Here is a 22,537-nt window from a genome sequence, read left to right as displayed (position 1 = left end):
TCATCTAGCCTAGAATGCTAGCACACTTAAAATAAGCCGTATAAAAAGTTAATCATTGGTGCTTTGATTATATAACGTCTGCGAAATAAATAGTGTGAAGGACAGCTATTCTAACAAGTATTTTATGTAACGTTCGTATATTTAAATTTTTTTGTAATTAATCGAATTCTAATTTTTTAGAAACGGATAATGAGGTATGGGTGGTGCTCTTTTTATTGAATAAAATGAGTTTATTTTTCGGAATTTCCTTACAATATAAAAATTAAAATTTTATTTGTTGTTAAGAAAATATATGAGGAAAATAAAAAAAGAGGGCTAATGCCCTCTTTTTCTTTTAATTTGGTAATTAATCACAGATTGGTATCCCAAGCACTCTTAGAGCTAATGCTACTTGAAGGGAAATCTCTAATCTAGCAATTTCAATACCAGCTACTGAAAGAACTAAAAAAGGTTGTCCGTTTACAAATACAACGCAACTATCCATAGTTAAGCCTCCTTTCTAGTAATCTACTATAGTATATGAGTAGAACTTTAAAGTGTAATAGTTCAATTGTTGGATTTAATAGAATTAATAGATTAACCCATTTAAACTAAACAAACGAACACAACGAAAGGAAACAGAGATGGATGTATGCCTCAAAAAACATAGGTTTTAAGACATGTAATGGGATATTAAATTTATCATATTGGTCAGCTATCTATATGGGCGAGAGAGTTAAACTTGCAACCAGTTTCAGCAAATTTGCTTGGAAGAGGATGATAGAATTAAAAACCGACTTGCATCTCAAGCGCAAGTCGGTTTTATATATATAAGAAGATTTCTTAATTGAAATCCTCGGATTTTTTCTGACGTATATGTAAAAACATTAAGGTGGTAATGATTAAAAAAATCATTATAGTTTGTATAATTAAATTTTTAAACTGAAGCAATATTGTCCAAGATGTAAGGGCGTCTTTAAAAGCTTGGAGTGCAGAGTACGAGGAAGGATCAAAACCATACTGGAGCAACTTTTTTGTTTCAATAAATGAAATGTTTTCTTCATCTGCATCTAATATTACTGAAATTAGTCTAGTATCTCCAAGTTTTGCTGTACTGACAAAACTATAATTACCGTTAGTTGAAAAACTAGTTTGTAAGCCATCAACACCTTGAAGTTTAATGTTTTCATTAAGGGAATATATCATTTTATTCGTATTGAAAACCTGGGAATCTTTGAAGGTAAATTGGTAAGAGGTTAGTTTCGTAATATTCAATACATCTGGAAAATCTTTTACTAATCGTGCTGCTAGTTTAGCTGCGTCTATCGCTGTTGTAGTTGATTGTTTATTTGTATTATTATTAATTCCAGTAGAGTTTAGAAATGGAGATGGTTGTAATAACTTTAGTTCTTTTGCTTTTTTATTCATTAATACTGTAAAGTTATCTTCATTTCCAGCAATGTGTTCTGCTAGGGCGAGTGCAGAACGATTATTCCCTGCCAGTAGCAATGCATGAAGTAAATCACGAACCGTTGTTTTATCATTCGATGTTACTTGTATAGGGCTTGTTTCTACTCGGAAAACTTCGTTACTTATTTGTACGAAGTCATCTAACTGTATTTTTCTATCATTTAGTTGCTCCAATACGATATATTCTGTCATTAATTTAGATAAAGCAGCTGATTGTACTGGAGTTTCTTCATTTTTTTTATAAACAATTTCACCTGAATTAGCATTTATTAAAATAGCTGATTTAGCTTGAATAATCGGACCATTTACATAAAGATAAAAATATAAAACGATAAGTGCAGTAATAAAAAAAGATAATAATAAAATAGCGAATTTCTTTAAGAATTGCATAAGCGATCCTCCTATTATGACATCAATAATAGTATTGTAAAAAGGAATGCTTAATTAGGAAGAAAGAAAAGGTAAAGAATTTCTAAAGAATTATAAAGGATTATTAAATTTAGGGTAATTATGGAAAAAGTTCAATTTCTTATATGGTAAGAAATTGAACTTTTTATTTGTAATATTAACATTTGTATGGGAGTAGTTTTACAGTGAATGTTGTTTTTTCGTCATCACTATATACTTCAATTGTTCCTTTATGCAATTCGACTATACTTTTTGCAATTGCTAATCCAAGTCCAGATCCACCAGTGTTTGTAGAGCGAGATTTCTCAACGCGATAAAAACGTTCAAAAATATGAGGTAAATCCGTACTAGGAATAGGTTGTCCGTAATTTGTTATATCAATTGTAATCATATTATTGCTTTCATAAGCAGTAAGGTCAATATAGCGACCTTCGCTTCCATAAGCGATAGCGTTTATAATAAGATTTTCAAACACACGCACTAATTTGTCACCATCAGCTAATACCATGAGCTTTTGAGACGGGAAAGAAGGCCGACATTCTATATTAGCTTCTTGAAATTGTATACGGAATTGAACAGTTAATTGTCCAAGTAACTCTACAATATCAATAGGAACAGAATACAAGCTTAATTCTTTATTTTGAACACGTGTATATTCGAACAAGTCATTCATTAATGCATTAAGACGAGTTACCTTATCGTAAATGACTTGAATATAGTATCGCAATTCCACTTCATCTCTATAATTATCATGATGGATTAAATTTACGTATCCAACTATAGAGGTAAGGGGAGTGCGTAAGTCATGTGATACATTTGTAATAAGTTCACTTTTTGCTTGTTCAGCTTGTCTTTCTTCATCAATGGAGACTTTTAATTGTTCAACAATTTCATTGACCCCGATTGCTAATTCTTCTAGATAATTATGATTTACAATAGAAACTTTATGATTGAAGTTTCCATTTGCAATATAACGAATTTCTTCTATCATTTTTTTTATACAAGTTTCATAATAAAGTTTTTTCTCGTGACGATAAAAAATGTAAAGATAGGATGAAAAAATAGAAAATAAAAACAAATAAGATACAATCATCATCCATAAAGACTCTTTAATCCCTTTATACTTTTCATAACCAAAAATTCGAATGAATTCTTTACCGAGTTCGGTTAGAGTAAGTGAACTTTCAATTACACTCGTAACGAGGCGATAAATAATTAATTCAGTAATAGGAGTGAGTGTGATAGCTAATAAAAGCCAAAAAATAAGTTTCCATTTAGGAATATCTTTTAATATATCAAATGCTTCATTTCTCAATTTTATAGCCAACTCCCCAAACAGTATGAATAAATTTTTCTCCATTTATTACTGTTTCAAGTTTATCTCGTAAGTTGCTAATATGGACCATTACCGTCTTATTTGAACCATAACCATCTTCATTCCAAACGCGTTCGAAAATTTCTTCTGAACTAAATACTCTTCCTGTATTACTCGCAAGTAAATATAAAATATCGAATTCAATAGAGGTTAGTTTAATGTACTCTCCATTTACTTTAACTGTATGATTATGTTTGTGTATTTCAACAGAGCGAATACGAATAATACCATCTTCATTCTTTTGCGAAGTAGCATTTTGGAAAGAGGATCTTCGTAATAAAGCTTTCACTCTAGCTACTAATTCTAATGGATTGAATGGTTTGATCATATAATCATCGGCACCTGTCATAAGGCCTAATATTTTATCCATATCTTCTGCTTTTGCACTAAGCATTAGAATTGGTACAGTATTATTTTCACGCACTTCCTGACAAACTTCTAATCCGTTTCGTTTTGGCATCATAATATCCAAAATCATAAGGTCAACTTCATATGTAGAAACCTTTTGCAATGCTTCATCGCCATCATAAGCTTTATAAATGTTATAGCCTTCATTTCGCAAATAAACAGCAAGTAATTCAACAATTTCTTTATCATCATCAATAATTAATATGTTTTTATTCATTGTGTAGTTCCTTTCCTTACAAATCATCAACATTACTATAATATCAAACATTTATGTACTTGTAGCGATGATTCTGTATAAAATTTCATGTAACGTATTAAAAAGGAGTAAAAAGATTAATATCGAATATAAAATAACAAAGATATTTAGATTCTACATTATAATGAAAGGTAGTTATAAGGGGGATTTTCTATGTTATGTAATGATAAATATTCATTTACTCCAACTGGAAAAATAGAAAATGATATTAAAGCTTTTCTACTAAAATATAATAAAGAGTTTACATATAAACATTCAATTCGTGTGGCAAATGAGGCAAAAAAGATTGCAGAAAAGTTTCACGTAGATAAAGAAAAAGCAGCAATTGCAGGATATTTACATGATATTAGTGGCATTTTTCCAAACGAGGAGCGGATTGCAGTTGCTGAAGAATTTGGTGTAGAAATAGTGGAAGCGGAAAGAAAGTTTCCTATGATTATTCATCAAAAATTATCGAGGGTAATCGCAAAAGAAATATTTAAAGTCGAAGATGAAGAGATTTTAAATGCAATTTGTTGCCATACAACGTTGCGTAAACATGCAACGAAGATGGATTTAGTATTATTTGTTGCAGATAAAATAGAATGGGATCAAAAAGGGACACCACCATATTTAATAGAAATAAAAAAAGGATTGGGAAAATCTTTGGAAAAAGCAGCTTTTGTATATATTTCATATTTGTGGGAAAGGAAAGATACATTGAAAGTTATACACCCGTGGCTAGAAGAAGCATATTGGGATTTAAAAAGAATTGTACAGTAGAAAGGACAAGGAAATGCAATTAAAAGAATATATGAATCAAACATTTCCAGAAGTTACATTAGGATCCTACTTATTATCTCAGTGGGAAAATCATTTGCATTTTGATTTCGGAAAAGATAAATATCAAATTGTAGAAGGAACCAACGATTTAAATATGGAATACTTTTCTCAACTATATACATATAATAAATTCTTATTTGAAGACATATTTTCAAAAGAAGATGTAGTGTTTGTAGTGACAAATGTTTATAGATTTAAAAAGGAAAACATAAAAACTCCACAGAAAATAAATGTATACAATAAATATATTAAGAAAAGAGATTTAAGATTTCATATAAGACAAGAAACATTACCGTTTCTATTTGAAGATGAAGAAGCAGATTTATATTGTACATATCAATTTTCTTTAAAATGTCTCGTAGAAGATATTAAGTATGAATCGCTTATACAAGCTGCTAATCATGAGGATTTTTCTGATTTGTATCCTCGATTTGGACGAAAAAAAGAAATTTTTTATCCAGATGTATTTCTCATTAATGCAACGAAAGATATTGTCATGTTTATGTATGATGATAGAGGATGTGAAGTAATTGCGAAGAATAAAGAAATAATACGAGATTTATATAAGAAATACAAAGAATGGATTCCAGATTATGAACGAGAAAGTATAGATAACATATTTAAATGACAATAGGGGAAGTGAAGCGTGTAATGAAACGTATTGCAATTGTATCTGCATGGGAACCAGAACTGACGTATTTGCATCAACATTATCCGAGTGAACGTGTTGAAAAAAGGGCAGCTTGGGAATTTCATTTTCATACTATTAATGAGCTGGAAATTATATCAGTTGTTACTGGTGTCGGTAAAGTAAGCTGCGCTAGTTGTGTACAATTGTTAATTAGTGAGTTTCAGCCAGATGAGTTGTTTATGACAGGAATATGCGGAAGTTTATCAAACAAGGTGAAAAACGGTCATATTGTAGTCGCACTAAACGCAATACAACATGATGTTACTGCTGCTGGTTCAGGGGAAGATGTTTTTAATTTATATAACGGTAGAACAGCACCTATTGAAACAACAAAATCACTTGTAAGAAGAATAAAAAAAATACGATCGTATGATCCGATACATTTCGGTACATTTTTATCAGGAGATCAACGTATTCGTAGTTCGGAAATGAGATATTTACTCCATACCGTATATGGAGCATTGGCAGTTGATCAAGAAGTAGCAGCTTTCGCCTATGTATGCCAAATAAATAAAAAACCATTTCTCTGTTTAAAAGCTGCTTCAGATCAAGCAAATGATAAAACGAAAGAAGAACAAAAAATCTTTAAAATGCTAGCATGTGAAAGAGCATGTGAGCATTTAATTGCTTTTTTACGTGTTTATGAGGTTAATGTAGTAAATAATAGATAGTTTGTTATAAAACAAATCAATAGTGAGTTATATGTAGGGAAATGTCCGCTCATTTCAAATTAAGAGCTGAAATTTATAATAGATGGAATATATTATATGGGTACACGTTGAGTTTAATATAAGCAGTTGGAGGGCAATTTTATATGATTCAATATAAAAGGTGTAGTGAAGTAAATATTGATTTAGTATATGAAGCTTTTAAAGATGGATTTTCAGATTACATTATTAAGATGGAGGTTTCAAAAGAGGATTTTATACAACGTTTTTTGGGACCAGAAGGTAATTTGCTAGAACATTCTTTTCTTGCTTTAGAAGAAGGCAAACCTGTTGGCGTAATACTAGGTGGTATAAAGGATTATGAAAGTATAAAGACTATGCGCTGTGGAACATTAGCGGTTCATCCTAATTACCGCGGTATTGGTGTAAGTCAAAAATTATTTGAACTGCATAAAGAAGAGGCGATTCAACATGGATGTAAGCAACTTTTTCTCGAAGTCATTGTAGGAAATGACCGAGCGATTCATTTTTATAATAAGTTGGGCTATGAAAAAGTGTACGATCTTTCTTATTATAATTTAAATGATTTGACTAAAATAATGAATAAAGATTGTAAGGATAGTGAAGTAAAACAATTAGAATTTCCAACTTTTAAAGATGAAATTCAGAAATGGTTAAACTTCCATATAAATTGGCAAAATGATATTGATTATATCAAAAAAACAAATAATGTATTTTATGGTGCATATGTCGATAATGACTTAAAAGGCTCTCTATGTGTAAATAAACAAGGTAAAATTAGTTTTATTTTCGTAGACAAAGATTATAGAAATATTGGTGTTGGGATGAAATTATTACAAGTAGCAAGAGAAGAATTAAATTTATCAAGTTTATCAATTGGGTTTCCTAACAATAATTTACTGGAAGGTTTTCTTAAGAAATGTGGATTTGAAAAGAATTCTTTAGCGCAATATGAAATGTATTTATTACTCTAAGAGCGGAAAGATTTATTCTTTTCGCTTTTTATTTTGCTGTTATGTTGGTAAATGCTCCGCAACTATAATTTATAATGAGAGGGATTTTGTTTATCCTTAAGTTATTTTTTAAATTGTCAATTTCATGCTAATAATTTTCTTTGTATAATATTCTAATTTTATGTAGAATAGATACGATGGGAGGGGATGAAATGAATAATGGATTAAAGTTTAAGATTTTTGAATTGCATTGTCTCGTTCAAAAGACTTATTCTGATATTAAAATAGCGTGTGATATTGCTATTTATCAAGAAAACACTTCTAAATATTTAATTTCATTAGGATTTTTAAATAAATCATATATGACTTATATAGAAGCAAAAAGATTCTATCGCGAAAATGAAGAGCTTGTAAGTGTAGAATTTGATAATTTCTTTGATATGTATGATAAATTAGAAAACGAATTAAAACAAGTTATTTCAACTGAAGATAAAAATCCTTCATTGCTACATAGCAGACTTGATCAGTTTCAACAGAAAGTTGAAAATATAAATGACCTAATAAAAGTATTGCAAAATGCTCGTTAATGAATGCTTTTTTCTTTTTTGTATAGAAATTATGTATTAAAAACATTTTAGGGATATTACATATTAAAGAGGTGGCTTTTGTTGATTACAAAAGTCATCTTTTTATGTTAGGAATAGATTGTATACATTTTAGCAGTTTTATATAAATAATAGAAATTTATACGAGGTAAATATCATGGGAAATAAAAAAGAAATAGCTATAGTTGCATTAACTACAGGCTTCGTTTTAACAAGTGTAACACTATATGGAGTAGGTCATGCAGAGGAACCTGGTCAAATGCAAGTTGAAATTCAAGAGGATTCGTTCCGTACAGGTAATCTGACACAACCATCAAAAAAGGCACCAGAGAATGTAGTGAAAGATGCACTTAAGGAAAATACGGAGCATGCTTTGTCTCCAAAACAAGTTAGTGCAGAAACAGGAGTAGATTACAAAGTTCTTCAAAAACGTGGTTCTTATGATGGAACTACACTTGTGCGCATGCAACAAATATATGAAGGAAAAGAAGTATATGGCCACCAGTTGACTGCTCACGTAGATAAAAAAGGTATTATTAAAAGCATTTCAGGAGCTAGCGCACAAAATTTAACACAAGAAGATTTAAAGAAACCTATTAATTTATCAAAAGAAGAAGCAAAACAATATATTTATAAAAAGTACGGAAACGATACTAAATTTATTTCTGAGCCAGAAGTTAAGGCAGTTATTTTTGTTGATGAAAATCATGGGGAGGCTAGCAATGCATATCAAGTTACATTTGCTGCTACAACACCAAATTATGTATCTGGAACTTATTTAGTGAATGCTCATAATGGTGAAATGTTAAAAGATATGGTACAAGAATCAAGTTTGAAAATAAGTGAAGAGTATGTTGAATCCGTTAAGGAAAATAAAACTAGCAATTTCACATCATTAACTGGAACAGGAAAAGATGATTTAGGCGTAACTCGTACATTTGGTATTTCTAAACAGACCAGTGGGAATTATGCACTTGCTGATTACACAAGAGGACAAGGAATTGAGACATATGATGTAAATTATAGAGATATTACAAATGAAGAAAGTTATTATCCTGGTATACTAGCAACTAGTGTTTCAACAACATTTAATGATCCAAAGGCGGTAAGCGCTCATTTCTTAGCAACAAAGGTATACGATTTTTATAAAGAAAAATATAAGCGTAATAGTTTTGATAATAAAGGAAAAAAAGTAGTTTCAGTTGTACATGCATGGGATTCTGGAGGAACAAATGATCCTGAAAATTGGGAGAATGCATTTAGTACTAATATTAATAACATTAGTATGCTTTTATATGGAGATCCTATGGTAAAAGCATTCGATATAGCGGGTCATGAATTTACACATGCAGTTACATCAAGTGAATCTAACCTTGAATTTTCAGGAGAATCTGGGGCAATTAACGAGGCATTATCGGATATTATGGGAACGGCTATAGAGAAATACATAAATAATGGGGAATTTAACTGGACAATAGGAGAACAAACTGGATCGACTTTTCGTAATATGAAAAATCCAACTGCAATTAATTTTTCAGAAGGACTACCGTATCCTGATGATTATAGTAAATATAATGATTTAAATGGAGAGGATTATGGAGGCGTTCATTTTAACTCAAGTATTATTAATAAAGTTGCGTATTTAATTGCACAAGGTGGTACTCATAACGGTGTAAATGTAAATGGTATTGGTGAAGATAGAATGTTTGATATTTTCTATTATGCAAATACTGATGAATTAAATATGACTTCTAATTTCTCTGAATTGAAATTGGCATGCCTTAAAGTGGCAACTAATAAATATGGAGCGAACTCAATTGAAGTTCAAGCAGTCCAAAATGCTTTTGATGCGGCAAAAATTACAGGAACGGTGAAAGAAAACGAAAAAACAGCAGAAAACCAAGCTCCAGAGTTAACTGTACCGTTTACGATTACACTACGTGTAGGTGATACGTTTGATCCAATGAGAAATGTAAAAGCTGTTGATAAAGAAGAGGGTGATTTAACAAATAAAGTAAAGCATAAAGGCGATGTAGATACTTCAAAACCAGGTACATACATTGTGGAATACTTGGTCGTTGATTCCCAAGGGAGAAATACAACGGCTAGACAGACTGTAATTGTAGAGGGAAATGGAGAAACATCAGATTTAGAACCTAAATTAACAGTGCCTGTTGGAGCGACAATTCATGTAGGAGATTCATTTGTTCCAATGGCAGAAGTATTAGCTATCGATAAAGAAGACGGTGATCTCACTTCTAAAATCAAAGTTGATGGTGAAGTAGATACAACTAAAGCCGGTACTTACGTATTAACGTACACGGTTACAGATTCTAAAGGTCATGAAGTAACGGCGAAGCAAACTGTAACGGTCAAAGTTAGAGAAGAAGTTAAAAATGATAAACCAATACTAAAAGTACCTGCTACAACTTCAATTACTGAGGGTGATCAATTTAATCCATTGGTAGGGGTATCAGCTACTGATAAAGAGGACGGTGACCTTATTTCTAAAGTAGCGTATGAAGGAACTATAGATACAACTAAAGCTGGTACTTATGAAATAATATATAGTGTTAGAGATTCCGTGGGTAATGAGGTAAATGCAATACAAAAAGTATTAGTGAAAGATAAAGAAACTAGCAAAGCTAATGGCCTTGCTAATAAGGAAAATAAGAGTAATATCTCAAACAACAGTAATAGCGATAAAAAAGAATATACATATAAGGAGCTTCCAAAGACGGGTGTAAGTACAACTAACAGTGCAGCAATCGGCATATTGATGATTATTACAGGCACAGTACTCACTTTTGTTCGCAAATTTAGAAAGATACAAAAATAATAGTAGGGATCATTCGTTTGAAGAAAAGAGTTCATTATTCAAAAGAAATAAAATAGAAAGTAAGTAAAACAAAATATGGATTTTTTACTTAATAAGATTTTAGTAGTTAAGCGGTGCATTTGGCTTCTATAAAAATTTGTAGTTGGATCATGTTCTGTCTACAAAACTACATTACATAAAAAACACGTTACTATTCTCATTAAAATAAAAGAATAGTAACGTGTTTTTTGGTTTGGAAAAAGCATAAATCCTATAGTTCATGAATCTGGGAGTGCTTCTAATCTGCCATTGATGAGTTACTGAAAACATTTTGTTTTAATGGAAGTTTCACTCTAAATGACAACATGAGATTTTCGATATTTACCAGGTGTTTCATTGGTGAATTTTTTAAAAATTTTAGTGAAATAACTTTGATCGCTAAAATTAAGCGAAGCGCATATGTCTGATAAAGGATAGGTGGTGAAAGTTAATAATTTCTTTGCTTCTTCGATTCGTTCACGTTGAATGTACTCAATTAATGAAATACCGACTTCTTTTTTAAATAATATAGATAAATAATCTGAATTCACATTTGCAAATTTAGCAAGTTGTTTAACAGATATTGGATTGTAAATATTTTTAAAAATGTAGTTTTTACAAATAGCAATAGTCTGTGAATATTGCTGTGTTTTTTGTGCCTTTACACGGTCTGCAAAGGTACAAAAAGCATTTTTTAATAAATCCCAAACAGATTCTTTGTCTTTTGAATCTTCTGTTCTTTGAATATGTAAATCATAAATTTTGTAAGCAATCCCAGATGGAAGTCCCCCTTTTATCGCATATCTAGTAGCGAGCGTGATGGATGAAATACAAATGTTTTTATGACGTCTTAATTGATGGAATGAAGATAAAGATGAAAGAGTCTCTTGTTGGAATTCGTAATAATATTTGAGTACGGTTTCTTTATCCCCGTCTTCTATAGAACTAAGTAGTTGCTGCTCTATATATAAATTATGATAAATGGATTCGTCTTTTTGCATTGAAATATATACATCTTCGTTTAAGATGCTGCTATGACTTATATGAAGTGAGTCACTGTTATTTGAAAAGGTGCTTACATCTGAATTTTTTTGATAGAGAATGTTATAGAACAATATCGCTATATTTACAAAGAAATTTTGATCTTTGACTGACAATGAAAAATAATGGTCTCTTGTTCTTTTATAATTTGGAATAAAATTAAGGTTACTATCCGCTTTACTTGTAGAAAAATTTACATGTGTCAAGGGCCCAATAATAACAGTACCGTTCACCATATAATCGCTCTTTATGTGAATTAAAATAAAGTGCCCTAGATATTCGTGAGTTCTGAAGATGGGGGAATTATATGTATCATTTCTCTGAAAAAGCATATGTAACTGTTCTATTTTTGATGTATATAACGAATGTGAATCATTTTTTGATTTAAATTCTAAAAGAATATTTTTGTTACAATCTAAAAAACAAACTGGAATTTCGAAAGATTGAAAAAACATATTGCAAATGTACTCTATCTCAACTAGACTGAGTTTTTTAGTCATATTCTTCCTCCTTACAGTTATGCGTAATAGTTAAATAAACATATATTCCTTTTTCATAAGTAGATACGGAAAACCTTTATCAATAAAAAATATAAATAAAAGTTATAAACTTCTAAGAATAATACCATAATTTAACATAGATAGCACATATTATTTGAATATACAGGTAATAGTTTTGGACAGTAACGTAAAATATGAATCGTCACACTTATTTGTTGGTTATTACTTATATGTATTAAAAAATGATTAAGATTGGATTTTAAATAGGGATAGGAAGTGAGAAATGAATAGATTGACAGTAAGTGACTAGTCGAAATTAGCAGTGAAAGCTATTATGTAACAAATGTAATGATTCTTGAAATAGGGATATACGTGTAATTTAGGGGAGAAAATTACATATATCATGTGGAGAGACAACGTAATAATAGAAGATAAGAAAAGTGAATAAGTGATTGTAAACAATGGATTGTTGGACGACTATGTTTTATGTTATTCGTTTAAATCTGATACTTGGCACACTATTGCTTTTAAGAAGGTAATAGTAATAAAGAAATTTTTAAAATGATAGAAGTAGTAAAGGGGATAAGAGAAATGAAAAAAATATTTAGTGTGCTTTTAGTGTTATTCTTAACATTTTCTACATGGTCTAGTGTATTAGTAAAGGCAGATTCACCATCTAAAGGTACTTTAACGATTCATAAGTATGAACAAGAAAAAGATGGAGCGCAGGGACTAGAAGGTGACGGTTCGGCAAATCAAGAGGTGCCAAAAGATGTGAAACCATTAAAAGGTGTAACGTTTGAAGTGAAAAGGGTTGCTTCTTTTGAAAAAATTTCAAACGATGGGAAAATCGTAAAAGAAGATGTGAAACCTGTAATGGGAGCCACTCCAAATCAAGTAGTAACAGATGATAACGGACAAGCTGTATTAAAAGATCTTCCGCTAGGACGTTATGAGGTGAAAGAAGTGGCAGGACCTCCACATGTGAATCTAAATCCCAATACGTATACAGTGGATATCCCATTAACGAATAAAGAGGGTAAGGTGCTAAACTATGATGTTCACATGTATCCCAAAAATGAGATTAAACGTGGTGCAGTGGATTTAATAAAAACTGGTGTAAATGAAAAAGCATTAGCAGGTGCAGTATTCTCTTTATTTAAAAAAGACGGTACAGAAGTGAAAAAAGAGTTAGCAACAGATGCTAATGGCCATATCCGAGTGCAAGGATTGGAGTATGGAGAATACTATTTCCAAGAAACAAAAGCTCCGAAAGGCTATGTAATAGATCCAACTAAACGTGAGTTTTTTGTTAAGAACTCCGGAACAATTAATGAAGATGGAACTATTACTTCTGGTACAGTAGTTAAAATAGAAGTGAAAAACTATGAAGAACCAACAATTGATAAAAAAATTAACGGAAAATTGGAAGCGTTACCAATAAATCCGTTAACTAATTATAATTATGATATTAAAACATTAATTCCAGAAGACATTAAGGAATACAAAAAATATGTGGTAACAGATACTTTGGATAATCGTTTAGTGATTCAAGGAAAGCCAATCGTGAAAATTGATGGAGCAGAAGTAAATGCAAACGTTGTTGAGGTAGCTATAGAAGGTCAAAAAGTAACAGCTACAGTAAAAGATTTCACAAAATTAGATGGTAAAAAAGAATTTCATTTGCAAATTAAATCCCAAGTAAAAGAAGGAGTACCATCTGGTTCGGAAATTTTAAATACAGCAAAAATACATTTTACAAATAAAAATGATGTAATTGGAGAAAAGGAATCTAAACCTGTAGTTGTTATTCCGACAACTGGAATAATTGAGTTAACAAAAATTGATAGTGCTAATAAGAATAAATTAAAAGGTGCAGAGTTTGTACTTAAAGATAATAATGGAAAAATAGTTGTTGTAGCAGGAAAAGAAGTAACAGGTGTATCAGATGAAAATGGTGTTATTAAATGGTCTAACATTCCATATGGAGACTATCAAATTTTTGAAACGAAAGCACCAACATATACAAAAGAAGATGGTACAAAAGCATCTTATCAATTATTAAAAGACCCCATTGATGTAAAGATTAGTGAAAATAATCAAACGGTTAAATTGACGATTGAAAATAATAAAAGTGGATGGATTCTTCCGGTAACGGGTGGCATAGGAACGACTCTTTTTACTGTAATAGGCCTTACGTTAATGCTTACAGCGGCATTTGTTTTCTTTAGAAAAAAGTTTGCTAGAAATTAAGATTTTAGGAACATGTAACTATGGGAAAAGGGGAGAAGCAAAATGCTTCCCTCTTTTCGATATTTAAGCATATACAGAGGTGGAAATATGAAACGAAATCTTGTTTTGGGGGGTATTTTTTTATTTGGATTAGGTATTTTTTTATATCCTACTATTAGTAATTGGTTGGCGACTCGTGCACATTATTCTGAGATTAGCTCTTACGATAAGAAGATCAAAGCGCTACAAAAGAAAGAAGTCGAACGTAGGGAAAAAGAAGCAGCCGAATATAATAAACAAGTTCAAACTTCTGCGAAAACATTTACAGATCCATTTTCTGAAAAAAAAAGTAATTATCAAGCGTATGCTGATGTGTTAAATTTAGGAGATGTAATGGGGTATATTGAAATATCGAAAATTAATATAAAACTGCCAATCTATCAAGGGACCTCTGAGGAAGTATTGGGTCGCGGGATAGGTCATTTAGATTTTTCTTCGCTCCCGGTAGGTGGAGAAAGTACGCATACTATTTTAACAGGGCATCGTGGTTTACCATCAGCAAAATTATTTACAGATTTAGATAAGTTGAGCAAAGGAGATCTTTTTTATATTCATTCTTTAGACAAAGTTCTTGCTTATAAAGTAGATCAAATTAAAGTAGTGTTACCACACGAAACGGACGATCTACAAATTGTACAAAAAAAAGATTATACAACTTTAATTACGTGTACGCCTTATGGAGTAAACACCAATAGATTGCTAGTTCGAGGTGTGCGTGTGGAGTTAAACGAGAAAGAAAAACAAAAAGTGAGTACAGAGATATTTATATTTAATAAGTGGACTGTAATAGTTCCAATCCTATTGTTATGTGTGTTTCTAGTCGTAATTTATAAGAAAAGGTTAACTAGATAGAATGTATTTATTTATCCTGCATTAATGGGAAGTGGGACCGGAAATTCAGAGATAAGTAAAGAAGGTATATAGGGGATTGAAGTAAATCATCATTAATAAAAATTTCATTTTATTCGACTATAGAAAAAATACGGTAAAGGTGGGAACAAAGGAATTGAGGCTACGATTAAAGCTGGTAAGTATTCATTTTATTGTTTTGTTAATGTTAAGTGTAAGTTTTTTCGTATATGTACCAAAAGAAGCATATGGATCCACGACAAACCTAGAAAGTCTAGGTGATATATCGCGTTATAATGCTGTTGTTTTTGGTAACCATAAAGCAGTAGGTGGCGACATTGAAGGGGCAATTGCAGTTCAAGGTGACATGGATGCATCGGGGTATACGATTGTAGGTGCTGCAGCGGGAACATCTAATATAGTAGGTGAAAAATGGGTTGATGAGGGATATCCGTCTTTGTTATTGTCTGGAAAATTTAAGAAATCAAGAGAAGAATCTTTTATCATTCAAAACGGAATAGTTGTAATGACAAAAGAGAGTGATCCAGATCGCATCATACAATCTTCTTATGATCGTATCGTTTATAAAGAAAAACTAGAAATTGACGCGAAATTTAATGAATTTCGCAATATAGTGAACCAAGTCAGTAAAAATGCAGGTCAATATAAAACGAATACCCCAATTCCAAATATGAGTCATGGAATCGGAAAAGATATAAACAATCCTAATATTTATGTTTCATCAGAATTGACAGGGAAAATCAATTTAGATATAAGAGATGTATTTTTACCGAGTGCTAAGGACAAAGATTTTATTGTTATGTATTCGGATGCGATAGAGGTTACATTTAAAAATGGGGCTATTCTATACGACAAGAACAATATTGGAAGGGCTACGGATATAATTCCCACATCACAACCCTATTCTCCTAATTCACCATTTACTGAGCTATACAGTAAAATGATTTGGGTTTTTCCTAATGCGAAAAAGATCACAACAGAAGGATATGGTGTTGTTGGAAGTGTGTTTGCTCCCAATGCTGTATTAGAAACAAAAGGCGGTTCGATTAATGGACAAGCATTTGTCGGTGCGGTACAACAAACTGGTGGATTTGAGTTTCACAATTTCAAATTTAACTGGAAACATTGGAACAAGCCTAGTACAGGAAAAGTAAAAATAAAAAAGGTTGATAGTAATAATGATAATAAAAAATTGGTGGGAGCAAAGTTTAAAATTGAAGATTTAAATGGGAAAATAGTTGGAGAACTAGTAACAAATGAAGAAGGAGAAGCGATATCAAAAGACTTACCAATAGGAAACTATACTTTAGTGGAAAAAGAAGCACCTAAAGGTTACGAATTATTAAAAGATAAAATAGCTGTAAAAGTAGAGAAAGATGCAGAAGTAGAAATTAAAATAGGAAATAAGAAATTGCCAGATCCAATGGGGAAAATGAAGCTTGTGAAAGTAGACATAAGTGATAAAAATAAAAAGCTAGCAGGAGCAAAGTTTAAAATTGAAGATTCAAAAGGAAAAATAGTTGGAGAACTAGTAACAAATGAAGAAGGAGAAGCGATATCAAAAGACTTACCAATAGGAAACTATACCGTAGTGGAAGTAGAAGCACCTAAAGGTTACGAATTATTAAAAGATAACATAACTGTAAAAATAGAAAAAGATGCAGTAGTAGAAATTAAAATAGGAAATAAGAAATTGCCAGATCCAATGGGGAAAATGAAGCTTGTGAAAGTAGACATAAGTGATAAAAATAAAAAACTAGCAGGGGCAAAGTTTCATATAGAAGATTTAAATAAAAAAGTAGTTGGAGAACTAGTAACAAATGAAGAAGGAGAAGTAATATCAAAAGACTTACCAATAGGAAACTATACCGTAGTGGAAATAGAGGCGCCTAAAGGTTATGAATTATTAAAAGATAAAATAGCTGTAAAAATAGAAAAAGATACAGTAGTAGAAATTAAAATAGGAAATAAGAAATTGCCAGATCCGAATGGGCAATTTGAAATTGAAAAAGTTGATGATACGGATAGTGAATTAAAGCTAAAAGGCGCTGTATTTCAAGTGTTAGATAAAGAAGGGAAAGAAGTTAGTAGATTAATAACGGATGAAAAAGGAAAGGTAATTTCCAACCAATTAGCAATTGGAAAGTATACGATTAAAGAAATAAAAGCACCGAACGGATACATGTTACTTAGAGATCCAATAGAAATAGAAATTACAGAAGCAGTAAAGACACAAAAAATAACAGTGAAAAATGCGAAGAATAATTGGGTAATTCCTAATACTGGTGGGAGCGGAACAACAATTTTTTACGTGATTGGTATTATGCTAATGTTTGGTGTGCTATATTTCTGTAAGAAAAATCGTATATTATGAACTAATTTTATAGAGTTAGACAGATTGTTGCGTTAGAGAGTTTTTAGGGCATGAGTTCGGTATTGTACTGGACTCATGTTACTAAATTTGTTAAAGGAGGAAGCATAATAGTAAACATAGAATATATTAATGAATTAAAATATTTAAGAGGTGAAAATGGTGGTAATAAAACAAGACGAAATTAAAGTAGTTGTCGGAGCTGGAGTGTTTAATAATAATCCAGGCTGGATTCAAACACAAGAAGATGAACTTAACTTACTAGATAAAGCTACGTGGGAAGAAAGATTTGAATACAACTCTATTTCAGCTATTTTAGCTGAGCATGTATGGGAACACCTTACTTTTGAAGAAGGTGTAAGAGCAGCTGAAATTTGTTATGAATTTTTAAAACCATCTGGTCATATTCGGTGCGGAGTCCCTGATGCATTCTTTCAGGATGAGGCATATCAAAATATAGTTCAAATAGGGGGCCCCGGTCCGAAAGATCATCCAGCAGCAAGTCATAAAATCGTTCATAATTATAAAACATTAACGAAAATGTTTGAAACTGCTGGATTCGAGGTAGTTTTACTTGAATATTGTGATGAAAATGGTCGGTTTTATTACAACGAATGGGATGCAAACGACGGTGTTATTTTCCGTTCGAAAAGGTATGATTCTAGAAATAAAGGCGATAAACTTGGTTTTCCATCGCTAATTGTCGATGCGATTAAGCGCTAATCATTCAACAAAAAAAGGAGTTAATCCTATGATTTCATAAGTCGCAAATGCGGCTTTTTTATTTGTACGTAAATCTATATTTATATTTAATTTTCAATACTATATAACTCGATTTAGAAAATATTTAAGTTTTTCTCAGCGTCATTCGCTTTAAATTAACACTTCGTTGACATAAATATTTATTTTATATTTATATTCGTGTAAAATGAAATAAGAACATATATTCTATATAAGGAGGCAATCAAAATGATAGCTGAAATTGGGAAACTAACTGATGGATATATTGTAAAATTTGAACGTGAATTTCCATATACGGTAGAGGAAGTTTGGTCTGTATTAACAGAAAACAGTAAGCTGAAAAAATGGATGTCCAATTTACAGATTGAAATCCTTAAAACTGGTGGAATAATAAAGTTCGACATGATGGACGGTTCATTCATAAATATTGATATTTTAGAGTGTCAACTAAACTCAGTACTTGAATTTACTTGGGATAAAGACCGTGTCCGATTTGAAATACATAAAGAGGAAAATGGTACTCTTTTACTTCTTAAAGAGTACATTCATGAATTAACAGATCATACACCGAGAGATGTAGCTGGTTGGCATATTTGTTTAAATCTTTTTTCTTGCGTTTTAGAAGGAGAAGAGAAAGAATTTTCTAAAGATGAATGGCAACAATGGTTTGAAATATACAAGGGTAAGATTCATGAAGTTAGAGGATAATTACATAATAGGTAATATTCATTATGTAATTATTATATTATAAAAATGCTTTTATGGATAAATAAGAATAGAGGTTAATATGAAAGTAAATCAATTAATTGCTAATAACATAAATAAATTAGATGCAACTATACCGTTTAATAAATCGTTTGGAATTGCTGGGTTATCTGGATCGGGTAAAACAACTTTTTGCCAAACAATTGGTGAAGAGTCAAAAAAACGATTAGTTTCTTTATTACCAAAGGCTGAATATCAATATTTATTTCCTAACATTATGGAAACAAATTTTAGTGCTATTAAGATGGAAGAAATGCCATTAGTACTTTTTTTAGGGAAATCATCGATTTCGTCTAATCCACGTTCAACGATTGGTACTCATACTGGTGTTTTTACAGAGGTTCGGGAAAAACTTGCTGAAGTATTTAATCTTTCTCCAGAGGTCTTTTCATTTAATAATCAATTAGGCTGGTGTACTGGTTGTAAAGGCCGTGGTACTACAAAAAATGTTGAGTGTAAAAAATGTAAGGGAAAACGTTATAGTGAAGAAATTGAAAAACATGAAATTGATTTGTTGGCCAAGCCACATTCAATTTCAAATATTAATGATTTAAGTGTTGAATCTATTCTTTCAATAGCAAAAGAATTAAATATTAGTGAAGAAAAACAGCATATACTGCAAAATATTATTAATATGAACATTGGTTATTTAACATTAAATCGAATTATGGGTACGTTGTCAGGTGGAGAGTTAACACGACTTTATTTGGCTGAATTCATGGCAGTAAGTGAAAATGCTGTAATTATTATTGATGAGATTTCAGTTGGACTTGATCATGAAACATTATTGAAAATTTTGGAAGAGATTAAACGATTAGGGTGTAAAAATCAAATTTGGCTTATTGATCATTCAGATACGGTACTAGATACAACTGATGAGCAATTGTTCTTTGGACCTGGTAGCGGAAAATATGGCGGGAAAATTGTGAAAGAATCACCAAGACCAAAGTCAATACTGTGGGATCGAAATAAAGAAATACCAACAGAATATTATACATTCTATGATTTATATTGCCGTAATATCCAAATGGAGGAGTTTCAAATTCCTAAAAACAGGCTTGTAACGGTTACAGGAGAATCAGGATGTGGGAAATCTACACTTGTCAATGAATGTCTAGCTACAGATTTCTTGAAAAGATATCCAAAAGATAAATTAGTTATGGTGGGACAAGACCGAAATCAATCAATTACAAGTCGATCAACTGTAGCAACTTTCCTAGATATTAAAAAGAAACTAACAAAGTATAGTGAAGACATTGATGATATTTTTGAGCGCTCGATTGAGGATATTATTGATGAACTTCCAAATGAAGATATCGCTTATAAACGTTTGAGCCTACTAATTAAGTTAGGACTTGGCTATTTAACATTAGAGAGAAAAACACAAACATTATCGACAGGTGAGTTTCAATGTGTTCATTTAGTTTCGGAATTATTTGCAAACACTAGAAATCCACATACATTATTCATTTTTGATGAGCCTTCAAAAGGTTTATCACAAAATATTTTAAATCAATTTATCGATAGTATTAGAGGTATTCTGCAAGATGAATCAGTTTCTATCATTATGATTGAGCATAATCGTTACATGTTAGAAAGCTCTGATTATATAGTTGATTTTGGAAAAAGGCAGAATGAATCTGTAGAGCATTTGGATGTTGTTAATCATGAGGATTACTATCGTCAAAAAAGTAATGTGAATAGCACAGAGAAAATAAATATCTCTTCAATGCTTAAGCAGAAAAAAGGAGTTCACTATTTAGAAGAAAATCATATTAACTATTTTAAAAATGCCGAAAATGTTTATAAGGGCGGTATTTTAAAAAGTTTATCATCAATGGCTAGGTTAATTTATGGTGAATATGAATCTGATACAATCGCACCTGTTATTGCTATTGATCTTGAAAAACATTTATATAGTCAATATAGTTTCTTATATGAGCTTGGTGGATTAATTAATCATATTGTAGCTGCTCATCCAATTAATAAAGATACGAGAAGTTTTGATTTCTATTCACAGGACAATCATTGTCCATCTTGTTCTGGACGTCTTCAAATTGAAGTTTTTGATAAAGATATTGCCATTCAAGATAAAAGTGTTCCATTTTGGGATGGGCTATTCGATCCAGAAATCATGAAGGTATTAAAATTTTATCAGCATGAAAAAATAGAATTTCTATTCGAAGAAATAAAAAATGAGCTTGGTCACGATTTGTCAAAGAGCTATAATGATATGTCAGAAGAAGAAAAGCATACGTTTTGGTATGGATATTTTGAAAAATCATTTTATGATAAAAAAGGAAAGACACGTAGAACATGGGTAGGGTTTAATACAATTATTGGTGGATATATTGTTATTTCAAAAGCACCTATTAAAGAAGAAATTAAGAGTTCAAAAAAAATGATGAAATGTCCAATTTGTGAGGGGACGGTTTTAAATCATCATAAACCACTTAAATTTGGTAACGTAGATATTCGTGAAATAATCAATCAGCCTATTAATAAAGTATTGAAAACAGTTGGTGATTTACCGGCACTTGTTAAATTGAAGTCTATTGTTGGTGGCGATATGGTATTGACGGAAGATATTTCTTTATTGCCAAGAAAAGCACAAGTTGCACTGAAGATGTTTGAATTAGAACAAGCAAGCTTTTCAAACTATGAAATGGTGTTACAAAATGTCTTACCATTCTGGGGCGAAATAAAAGGAAATATCGAATCCATTAGTGTTAATAATCAAGTAACTGTTTGTGATTTCCCTAATGTTTATGAAACGAGAGAAACCATTATAGATAAGTATTTCACAAATGGTAAATATAAAAAACTTACGTATGTATACGAAGCATTTGGATACAAAAAATTAGTTACCCAAATTAATAAAATTAAAAAAAGTAATCCATGTCCATTTTGTAAAGGTAAGAAAGTGATAACCGAAGATAATCTACATGATGGTGTCTTTAAACTAACAATTCCATGTGTAACTTGTAATGCAAGTGGTATTAATGACGAAGGGTTAAAAGAAGTTGTCGAGGGCGTGGATGTACAAACGTGGTTAACTGGAAAAGTAAGTGATGTTGTGAATGAAAGCTTATTAACAGAAGCTGTTGGACAAATACCCATTTTCAATCGCATACGTGAGTTGGATAAACGAGATATGATGGCGGTTTATGAATGTCTTGAGAGTAATCAGTAAATTTTATTAATATATGTTTTATTAATATAAATTAATAAAACATATATTCTTTATAATGTATATATTAGCGCAGTATGATTAATACAAGGTAATGAAAGAAGATCCAATTTCTTAATATCAAAATTAGGAAATTGGATCTTTTAGTATTTTTATGTCTCCATACAATATTTTTCAATAAGAAAAGAAGTAATATGGAAGGAGAGATACAAAACAAATAGTGATAAACGATTAATATATTATGTAATTATTAT

Annotated in this window: 17 protein-coding genes and 1 pseudogene; 13 read left to right on the top strand and 5 right to left on the bottom strand. The window is 31.0% G+C overall.

Translation table 11 applies throughout. The features are described 5' to 3' along the window. Positions 1-346: 346 nt before the first annotated feature. Positions 347-484: a DUF3956 domain-containing protein gene (locus GBN91_RS23525; protein ID WP_000376554.1), complete on the bottom strand. Its 138-nt coding sequence runs from the start codon at positions 482-484 to the stop codon at positions 347-349. A gap of 165 nt (positions 485-649) precedes the next feature. On the opposite strand from GBN91_RS23525, the pseudogene GBN91_RS23520 reads away from it, so the two are divergent. Continuing rightward, positions 650-760 (top strand): annotated as a pseudogene (locus GBN91_RS23520) (DinB family protein); the annotation flags it as partial. Between the two features lie 62 nt (positions 761-822). Here GBN91_RS23520 and GBN91_RS23515 read toward each other — a convergent pair. The 3 genes from GBN91_RS23515 to GBN91_RS23505 all read right to left on the bottom strand — a co-directional run bounded on the left by GBN91_RS23515 (position 823) and on the right by GBN91_RS23505 (position 3,857). Then, positions 823-1,839 carry a D-alanyl-D-alanine carboxypeptidase family protein gene (locus tag GBN91_RS23515; RefSeq protein ID WP_006917594.1) on the bottom strand — a complete coding sequence of 339 codons (1,017 nt, stop codon included), beginning with the start codon at positions 1,837-1,839 and terminating at the stop codon, positions 823-825. Between the two features lie 175 nt (positions 1,840-2,014). Beyond that, entirely contained in the window at positions 2,015-3,172 is a 1,158-nt protein-coding gene (locus tag GBN91_RS23510) for a sensor histidine kinase (protein ID WP_001243307.1), read from the bottom strand. Continuing rightward, complete coding sequence (locus GBN91_RS23505) at positions 3,162-3,857, bottom strand: response regulator transcription factor (RefSeq protein WP_001038807.1); 696 nt, start codon at positions 3,855-3,857, stop codon at positions 3,162-3,164. Before GBN91_RS23505 ends, GBN91_RS23510 begins: the two co-directional genes overlap by 11 nt. Before the next feature lie 192 nt (positions 3,858-4,049). Here GBN91_RS23505 and yqeK point away from each other — a divergent pair, with 192 nt between their 5' ends. From yqeK to GBN91_RS23475, 6 genes are all read left to right on the top strand, one after another. Further along, on the top strand, positions 4,050-4,658 hold the full coding sequence (yqeK, locus tag GBN91_RS23500; protein WP_000882449.1) for a bis(5'-nucleosyl)-tetraphosphatase (symmetrical) YqeK: 609 nt from the start codon (positions 4,050-4,052) through the stop codon (positions 4,656-4,658). 13 nt (positions 4,659-4,671) lie between these two features. Further along, positions 4,672-5,346 carry a DUF3885 domain-containing protein gene (locus GBN91_RS23495; RefSeq protein ID WP_152122479.1) on the top strand — a complete coding sequence of 225 codons (675 nt, stop codon included), beginning with the start codon at positions 4,672-4,674 and terminating at the stop codon, positions 5,344-5,346. Then, positions 5,343-6,080, top strand: coding sequence for a 5'-methylthioadenosine/S-adenosylhomocysteine nucleosidase (gene mtnN / locus GBN91_RS23490; RefSeq protein ID WP_001987381.1), 738 nt, complete (start codon positions 5,343-5,345; stop codon positions 6,078-6,080). The genes GBN91_RS23495 and mtnN overlap by 4 nt, the downstream gene beginning before the upstream one ends. A gap of 143 nt (positions 6,081-6,223) precedes the next feature. Beyond that, complete coding sequence (locus GBN91_RS23485; RefSeq protein WP_000617060.1) at positions 6,224-7,072, top strand: GNAT family N-acetyltransferase; 849 nt, start codon at positions 6,224-6,226, stop codon at positions 7,070-7,072. Between the two features lie 191 nt (positions 7,073-7,263). Beyond that, positions 7,264-7,638, top strand: coding sequence for a hypothetical protein (locus GBN91_RS23480; protein WP_001059022.1), 375 nt, complete (start codon positions 7,264-7,266; stop codon positions 7,636-7,638). Positions 7,639-7,813: 175 nt separating this feature from the next. After that, entirely contained in the window at positions 7,814-10,495 is a 2,682-nt protein-coding gene (locus tag GBN91_RS23475; protein WP_152122477.1) for a M4 family metallopeptidase, read from the top strand. Between the two features lie 332 nt (positions 10,496-10,827). Here the strand turns inward: GBN91_RS23475 and GBN91_RS23470 are convergent, their stop codons facing one another. Beyond that, positions 10,828-12,054 (bottom strand): AraC family transcriptional regulator, encoded by a 1,227-nt coding sequence (locus tag GBN91_RS23470; RefSeq protein WP_152122475.1) that lies wholly within the window; start codon positions 12,052-12,054, stop codon positions 10,828-10,830. A gap of 591 nt (positions 12,055-12,645) precedes the next feature. On the opposite strand from GBN91_RS23470, the gene GBN91_RS23465 reads away from it, so the two are divergent. The 6 genes from GBN91_RS23465 (at position 12,646) to GBN91_RS23440 (ending at position 22,286) form a co-directional block, all read left to right on the top strand. After that, on the top strand, positions 12,646-14,307 hold the full coding sequence (locus GBN91_RS23465) for a SpaA isopeptide-forming pilin-related protein (RefSeq protein WP_000719304.1): 1,662 nt from the start codon (positions 12,646-12,648) through the stop codon (positions 14,305-14,307). An 87-nt stretch (positions 14,308-14,394) separates the two neighbouring features. Further along, the gene (locus tag GBN91_RS23460; protein WP_098376414.1) at positions 14,395-15,198 is read left to right on the top strand and encodes a class C sortase; all 804 of its coding nucleotides are present in this window, start codon (positions 14,395-14,397) and stop codon (positions 15,196-15,198) included. Positions 15,199-15,352: 154 nt separating this feature from the next. After that, a complete protein-coding gene (locus GBN91_RS23455) occupies positions 15,353-17,590 on the top strand; it encodes a SpaA isopeptide-forming pilin-related protein (protein ID WP_048558506.1) in 2,238 nt (745 codons plus the stop codon). A gap of 159 nt (positions 17,591-17,749) precedes the next feature. Then, a complete protein-coding gene (locus GBN91_RS23450; protein WP_006929239.1) occupies positions 17,750-18,310 on the top strand; it encodes a class I SAM-dependent methyltransferase in 561 nt (186 codons plus the stop codon). Between the two features lie 246 nt (positions 18,311-18,556). Then, positions 18,557-19,036: an SRPBCC family protein gene (locus GBN91_RS23445; protein WP_152122473.1), complete on the top strand. Its 480-nt coding sequence runs from the start codon at positions 18,557-18,559 to the stop codon at positions 19,034-19,036. A gap of 79 nt (positions 19,037-19,115) precedes the next feature. Then, positions 19,116-22,286 carry an ATP-binding cassette domain-containing protein gene (locus GBN91_RS23440; RefSeq protein ID WP_152122472.1) on the top strand — a complete coding sequence of 1,057 codons (3,171 nt, stop codon included), beginning with the start codon at positions 19,116-19,118 and terminating at the stop codon, positions 22,284-22,286. Positions 22,287-22,537: the final 251 nt, after the last annotated feature.

Origin of the sequence: Bacillus sp. B1-WWTP-T-0.5-Post-4, from assembly GCF_009183795.1 — a bacterium.
In the GTDB taxonomy this organism is placed as follows: domain Bacteria; phylum Bacillota; class Bacilli; order Bacillales; family Bacillaceae_G; genus Bacillus_A; species Bacillus_A cereus.
The sequence above is the reverse complement of the archived record's forward strand: the minus strand, read 5'-3'. Positions and strand labels throughout refer to the sequence as shown.

Bases quoted from the DNA above. Each gene is read 5' to 3' on its own strand.
- GBN91_RS23525 (WP_000376554.1), bottom strand. From the start codon at position 484: ATGGATAGTTGCGTTGTATTTGTAAACGGACAACCTTTTTTAGTTCTT.
- GBN91_RS23515 (WP_006917594.1), bottom strand. From the start codon at position 1,839: ATGCAATTCTTAAAGAAATTCGCTATTTTATTATTATCTTTTTTTATT.
- GBN91_RS23505 (WP_001038807.1), bottom strand. From the start codon at position 3,857: ATGAATAAAAACATATTAATTATTGATGATGATAAAGAAATTGTTGAA.
- yqeK (WP_000882449.1), top strand. From the start codon at position 4,050: ATGTTATGTAATGATAAATATTCATTTACTCCAACTGGAAAAATAGAA.
- GBN91_RS23495 (WP_152122479.1), top strand. From the start codon at position 4,672: ATGCAATTAAAAGAATATATGAATCAAACATTTCCAGAAGTTACATTA.
- mtnN (WP_001987381.1), top strand. From the start codon at position 5,343: ATGACAATAGGGGAAGTGAAGCGTGTAATGAAACGTATTGCAATTGTA.
- GBN91_RS23485 (WP_000617060.1), top strand. From the start codon at position 6,224: ATGATTCAATATAAAAGGTGTAGTGAAGTAAATATTGATTTAGTATAT.
- GBN91_RS23480 (WP_001059022.1), top strand. From the start codon at position 7,264: ATGAATAATGGATTAAAGTTTAAGATTTTTGAATTGCATTGTCTCGTT.
- GBN91_RS23475 (WP_152122477.1), top strand. From the start codon at position 7,814: ATGGGAAATAAAAAAGAAATAGCTATAGTTGCATTAACTACAGGCTTC.
- GBN91_RS23470 (WP_152122475.1), bottom strand. From the start codon at position 12,054: ATGACTAAAAAACTCAGTCTAGTTGAGATAGAGTACATTTGCAATATG.
- GBN91_RS23465 (WP_000719304.1), top strand. From the start codon at position 12,646: ATGAAAAAAATATTTAGTGTGCTTTTAGTGTTATTCTTAACATTTTCT.
- GBN91_RS23460 (WP_098376414.1), top strand. From the start codon at position 14,395: ATGAAACGAAATCTTGTTTTGGGGGGTATTTTTTTATTTGGATTAGGT.
- GBN91_RS23445 (WP_152122473.1), top strand. From the start codon at position 18,557: ATGATAGCTGAAATTGGGAAACTAACTGATGGATATATTGTAAAATTT.
- GBN91_RS23440 (WP_152122472.1), top strand. From the start codon at position 19,116: ATGAAAGTAAATCAATTAATTGCTAATAACATAAATAAATTAGATGCA.